The sequence below is a fragment of the Idiomarina sp. UBA4206 genome, from assembly GCF_002383015.1.
GTDB classification, from domain to species: domain Bacteria; phylum Pseudomonadota; class Gammaproteobacteria; order Enterobacterales; family Alteromonadaceae; genus Idiomarina; species Idiomarina abyssalis.
The window spans coordinates 1,441-6,727 of sequence record NZ_DFTS01000050.1; the positions used below are offsets into that span (position 1 = coordinate 1,441).

Below are 5,287 nucleotides of genomic sequence, written 5' to 3' on the forward strand. Positions count from 1 at the left end.
ATTCCTTTAAGCTCAGGGTCACAGAGTATCTCGCTGTACTCTGTATGCAACTGTAACAACGTCAGGTCTTTACGTTGTGCAGCGATCTCTTTCAGACCTTCCAGAAGTTTATAAGGGGTGGCAGCCATCGACTGGCACCAGATGACATCGCCATCGTTGAGAATTGACAGGGCTTCTACCGCTGAGTTTACCTTCATTACTGCTTCCTTTTTATGCGAGAAGTATTGAGCGAGATCAGAAGTATAACCGCTTTGGCTGTGAGGGTATTTACCCAGTAAGTAATACTTCTTTCGTTTGTCATACTACTGTCATAAAAAATTCATACCCTTAACAAAATAGATCATTGCGGAATGTGAAGGTGCTGTCTATTATTCCGCCACTTTTATTGTTGGGTGTTTGCTATGTCAATTCGTAATAAGCTTCTTTCTGTTGGTTTGATCGCCACAGCGGCCTTTATTTTGTTGCTTGCCTTAATGATGCTTTTCCAGTCACAAGTGAGTGAATTACATCGTGCGAGTGAACTTCGAGAGTCCGTACATAATAGCTTGCTGCAATTGCGCCGTGCGGAAAAAGACTTTCTGTTACGAATGGATAAGAGCTACTCAGAGAAGTTAGCTCAACAAGCTGCCATAACTGACAATCGGCTTGAGCAGCTTAATGCTCTGGTTGATGATAAAGCTTCCTCTCAACTGATTGAACAGTTAGAAAGCCAGGTAGAACGTTATAGCGAAAACTTTGAGCACTTGGTCAACGCATTTCAGCAGCGTGGGTTAGATGAAAATAGCGGTGCTTATGGCGCGCTGCGTTCAGCAACTCATGAGTTAGAAGAAGCGATTGATACTGCCGGACGTACTGAGCTTTTGGTTACTTTGCTGCAGGTTCGTCGCAGCGAAAAGGACTTTATGTTGCGCTTCGACGATAAGTATCTCGGCCGGGTAGAGGGCTTGCTGGACGAATTAAAAAGAGAGCTATCTGCAACGCCTGAACTTGCGGAAAAAGTCGATGCGTACCGCCGTGACTTTGGTCGTTATGCAGCTCTTTCTAAGGAAATAGGGCTTGATGAAGAGTCTGGAATAAAGGGCGAGGTCAGAACTATTGCCAGCAATATGGAAGCGTCGCTTGAGCAGTTAGATAAAGAGCTGAGCGAATTGCTCGCCTCTCGTCAGGCAACCATGAAGTGGGTACCTGTCGTAGTATTTGCTGTTATCGCACTCATTGTTATTGCAATGCTGGTCTGGGTGATACGTTCCATTAATCAGCCGCTGACCCAATTGCGTGAAGATATGCAAAGGGTTCAGACGAGTAATGACCTGACGTTGTCCTCGGAGAAGTTCCGTGATGACGAGCTTGGCGATTTAGTTGATAGCTTTAATGAACTGCTAAGTTATTTCCGCAGTGTTATTCAGCAAATAAACCAGTCTGTCGAAACGGTGAATAGCCTTACACAGCAAGTGTCTGATACGGTGACCCATACTTCACAAAACTTGGATATGCAGTCGCATGAAGTGGATCAGGTTGCTGCTGCTATTAATGAAATGGGTAGCACGGCACACACTATTGCCAATGACGCGGAAGATACTGCTGAGCAAGTGAACAGTCTGTCTGAACAGGCGAAACATGGTAGTACCTCGGTACAGGCTGGTGTTGAGAAAGTGCGTTATTTAGCAGAACGGTTGAACAGTAGCGTAACTGAAGCGAATACCTTGGCAGAGCGCAGTGCGTCTATTACACAAATTGTGACGGTGATTAATGGTATTGCTGAACAAACCAACTTATTGGCGCTGAATGCGGCTATTGAAGCTGCCCGCGCAGGTGAGCAGGGACGAGGGTTTGCCGTGGTGGCGGATGAAGTCCGTACGCTGGCTTCCCGTACTCAGAAGTCTATTGGTGAGATAGAGTCAATTACCAGTCAACTGAACCAGCAAACTCAGATTATTGTGAATACCCTGCAAGAGTGTAATGAGCTGGGTGAAGAGAGTGCGCAGCACTCTACTGAATCCGATGAGCTATTCAACCGCATTCATACTGAGCTGGTTAAAATTAACGACCGCTCGGCCTCTATTGCTACTGCGGTTGAGGAGCAGTCCGCAGTTGTCGACGAAACCGCAAGAAATATTACCCGGGTTCGGGATGCCGGTGTGGAAGCGGCAAATGATGCACAGTCAAACGCTGACGCAGTCACTCAGGTTCGTCAACAAACTGAGCAGCTGCGTCAGGCGGTTATAAAATTTACCGTATGATATGACGTATCACGCGGTCAGGTACTTCGCATGGAAGCGAAGCTGAGCTTCGATAAATGACGAGATGAAGTAATAGCTGTGGTCGTAACCATCGTGTAAATGAACCGTACCGCCGCCGTTAACTTCGCTAATGGCGTCTTTTAAGTTCTCAGGTTTTAACTGTTCGTCTAAAAATCCGTCAGCTAAGCCCTGATCAACTCGAATTGGGAGTGTCTGACCTTTAGATTTGATGATCTCAACAGCGTCGTATTGCTTCCATTGTTCGCGATCATCGCCCAAATACGCGCTAAAGGCTTTTTCACCCCAGGGGCATTGTGTTGGGTTGGTAATCGGCGAGAATGCGGAAATGCTGGTGTAGCGGTCACTGTTACGTAAGCCAATAACTAAAGCTCCGTGTCCGCCCATGGAATGACCTGCAATAGCGCGCTTGTCATTAACCGGCAGCTCCGCTTCAACCAATTCCGGCAGCTCTTTCACAATGTAGTCGTACATTTGATAATTCGACTTCCACGGCTCTTCAGTCGCGTTGACGTAAAAGCCTGCACCTAAACCTAAGTCGTAAGCGCGGTCTGCATCGTCAGCTACATCCTCTCCACGCGGGCTGGTATCAGGAATAATTAAGGCAATACCCAGCTCTGTGGCCACTCGCTGCGCACCGGCTTTGGTGGAAAAGTTTTCATCAGTGCAGGTTAAGCCCGATAAAAAGTAGACCGCCGGAACCTCTGTTTTCTCTGCGCGTAATGGCAAAAAGACACTGAACTGCATAGTGCAGTTCAGTACTTCAGAGTCATGTTCAAAGCGCAGCTGACGACCGCCAAAACAGCGGGTTTCGCTAACTTGTTTCATTACTGACTCCATTAATAATGAATGACTGAGCGAATCGACTTGCCTTCGTGCATTAAGTCGAACGCTTTATTAATGTCTTCTAACGGCATGGTATGGGTAATAAAGGTATCCAGGTCAAACTTACCGTCCATGTATTGTTTAACATAGTCAGGCAGTTCGGTACGGCCTTTAACGCCACCAAAGGCGCTGCCACGCCATACACGGCCTGTAACCAGCTGGAACGGACGGGTAGAAATTTCTTCACCGGCTCCGGCAACACCAATAATGACAGATTCACCCCAGCCTTTATGGCAGCACTCAAGTGCAGCGCGCATAACGTCTACGTTACCAATGCACTCAAATGAGAAGTCGACGCCACCGTCGGTCATATCAACAATGACTTCCTGAATGGGTTTGTCGTGTTCGGTTGGGTTCACAAAGTCGGTCGCGCCTAGCTCTTTGGCAATTTTTTGTTTGTCGTCGTTCACATCAATGGCAATAATGCGGGAAGCTTTAGCTTGCACGGCACCAATGATAACCGCCAGACCAATACCACCAAGGCCAAATACCGCAACCGTGTCGCCTTCCTGCACTTTGGCGGTGTTTTTAACCGCGCCCATGCCAGTGGTGACGCCACAGCCAAGCAGACACACTTTTTCAAGCGGTGCTTCTTTTGGAATTTTCGCCAGTGAAATTTCTGGTAGAACGGTGTATTCAGAGAAGGTCGAGGTTCCCATGTAGTGATAAATGGTCTCGCCGTCTTTTGAAAAGCGGCTGCTACCGTCCGGCATTAAACCTTTACCCTGAGTGGCACGAACCGCCTGACACAGGTTGGTTTTACCAGAGGTGCAGAACTTACATTCACCACATTCTGCGGTGTATAAAGGAATGACATGGTCACCGACTTCAACCGAAGTGACGCCTTCGCCGACAGATTCAACAATACCGCCACCTTCGTGACCTAATACGGAAGGAAAAATGCCTTCAGGATCTTTACCTGACAAGGTGTAAGCGTCAGTGTGGCAGACACCGGTTGCAATAATGCGAACGCGGACTTCGCCTTTTTTCGGTGGTGCAACATCAATTGTTTCTTCTTTCAGCGGTTCGCCCGGACCCCAGGCAACCATAGCGCGTGACTTAATCGTTTCCATATTGATTCCTTATACTGTTTGATTCATCGTCTCATTACGTAAAAGCGTAGCCTAAGTTTAACTTTTTCTCATAAGCAGGTAATCTACTGTTTTTACAAATTACTTTTTCATTAATGAAATAATGGGGCAGTATGAAGCCTTGGCAGGGAATTAGCGAATTTGCGGCAGTGGCTGAATTGCATAGTTTTACCGCAGCGGCTCACCAATTGGGACTGTCGGTGGCACAGGTAAGCCGAAATATTGCAGCGCTGGAGCAAAGGCTACAGATGCAACTGCTGTATCGCTCAACCCGAAGTGTCAGCTTAACAGAAGAGGGAAAGCTCTACTTGCCCCATTGCCAGCACCTCGTTGCCAGCCTGAGAGATGCCGATCAGGCCATTCAGCAGCGCACACAACAGCCACAGGGTTTAATTCGCATTACGGCACCGGTCTACTATGGCGAGCGGTTTATTGCACCTCTGTTGAATGATTTTTTGCAGGTTTATGCGGATTGTCGTCTGGATTTACAGCTGACAAACGAGCAGGTCGACTTAATTGAAGGCAGTTATGATGTGGCTATACGTTTAGGGCAACTGGGGAACCCGAGGTTACGCGCCCGGAAACTAGGGTCACGCCGGCATTTTGTCGTAGGCTCACCGGCTTATTTTAGTCAATTTGGATGTCCGCAAAACATTGATGACTTGGATGAGCATCGCTGTTTTACCGGAACGGTTAAGCAATGGCGTTTTCAGGTTGATGGCAAGCTGGAAACTGTGCGACCGGAGTCGTACCTGCATTGCAACAATGGTCTGGCACTTCGTGATGCCGCAATAAAAGGCTTGGGGTTGGCAATGCTGCCGGATTATTACGTGACTGAGTCGTTGGAAAATGGACAGTTAGAGGAAGTGTTAGCGGATTTTCGACAACCGGATGATGGCATATGGGCGTTGTATCCGGAAAATCGTCAGGTGATTCCTAAAGTACGGGTGCTACTGGATTATTTATCTGAAAAATTAATACTGAAAAGATAGAAAGCTGAGGGATAAAAAAATGGTGGTTGCTACTGGGCTCGAACCAGTGACCCTCGCCTTG

Annotated in this window: 4 protein-coding genes, 1 tRNA gene and 1 pseudogene (1 of these 6 cut by a window edge); 2 read left to right on the plus strand and 4 right to left on the minus strand. The window is 47.5% G+C overall.

The window, feature by feature from the left end; translation table 11 throughout:
- A pseudogene (locus B3180_RS10830) lies at window positions 1-197 on the minus strand (4-hydroxybutyrate CoA-transferase); the annotation flags it as partial.
- Between the two features lie 204 nt (window positions 198-401).
- On the opposite strand from B3180_RS10830, the gene B3180_RS10835 reads away from it, so the two are divergent.
- Window positions 402-2,240: a methyl-accepting chemotaxis protein gene (locus B3180_RS10835; RefSeq protein WP_199494518.1), complete on the plus strand. Its 1,839-nt coding sequence runs from the start codon at window positions 402-404 to the stop codon at window positions 2,238-2,240.
- A 9-nt stretch (window positions 2,241-2,249) separates the two neighbouring features.
- On the opposite strand, the gene fghA is transcribed toward B3180_RS10835, so the two are convergent.
- The gene (gene fghA, locus B3180_RS10840; RefSeq protein ID WP_278358799.1) at window positions 2,250-3,086 is read right to left on the minus strand and encodes an S-formylglutathione hydrolase; all 837 of its coding nucleotides are present in this window, start codon (window positions 3,084-3,086) and stop codon (window positions 2,250-2,252) included.
- 11 nt (window positions 3,087-3,097) lie between these two features.
- Window positions 3,098-4,216 (minus strand): S-(hydroxymethyl)glutathione dehydrogenase/class III alcohol dehydrogenase, encoded by a 1,119-nt coding sequence (locus B3180_RS10845; protein WP_271331215.1) that lies wholly within the window; start codon window positions 4,214-4,216, stop codon window positions 3,098-3,100.
- Between the two features lie 131 nt (window positions 4,217-4,347).
- On the opposite strand from B3180_RS10845, the gene B3180_RS10850 reads away from it, so the two are divergent.
- Window positions 4,348-5,226 (plus strand): LysR family transcriptional regulator, encoded by an 879-nt coding sequence (locus B3180_RS10850; protein ID WP_222235572.1) that lies wholly within the window; start codon window positions 4,348-4,350, stop codon window positions 5,224-5,226.
- 20 nt (window positions 5,227-5,246) lie between these two features.
- Here the strand turns inward: B3180_RS10850 and B3180_RS10855 are convergent.
- A tRNA-OTHER gene (locus B3180_RS10855) sits at window positions 5,247-5,287 on the minus strand; it runs 101 nt beyond the window's last position.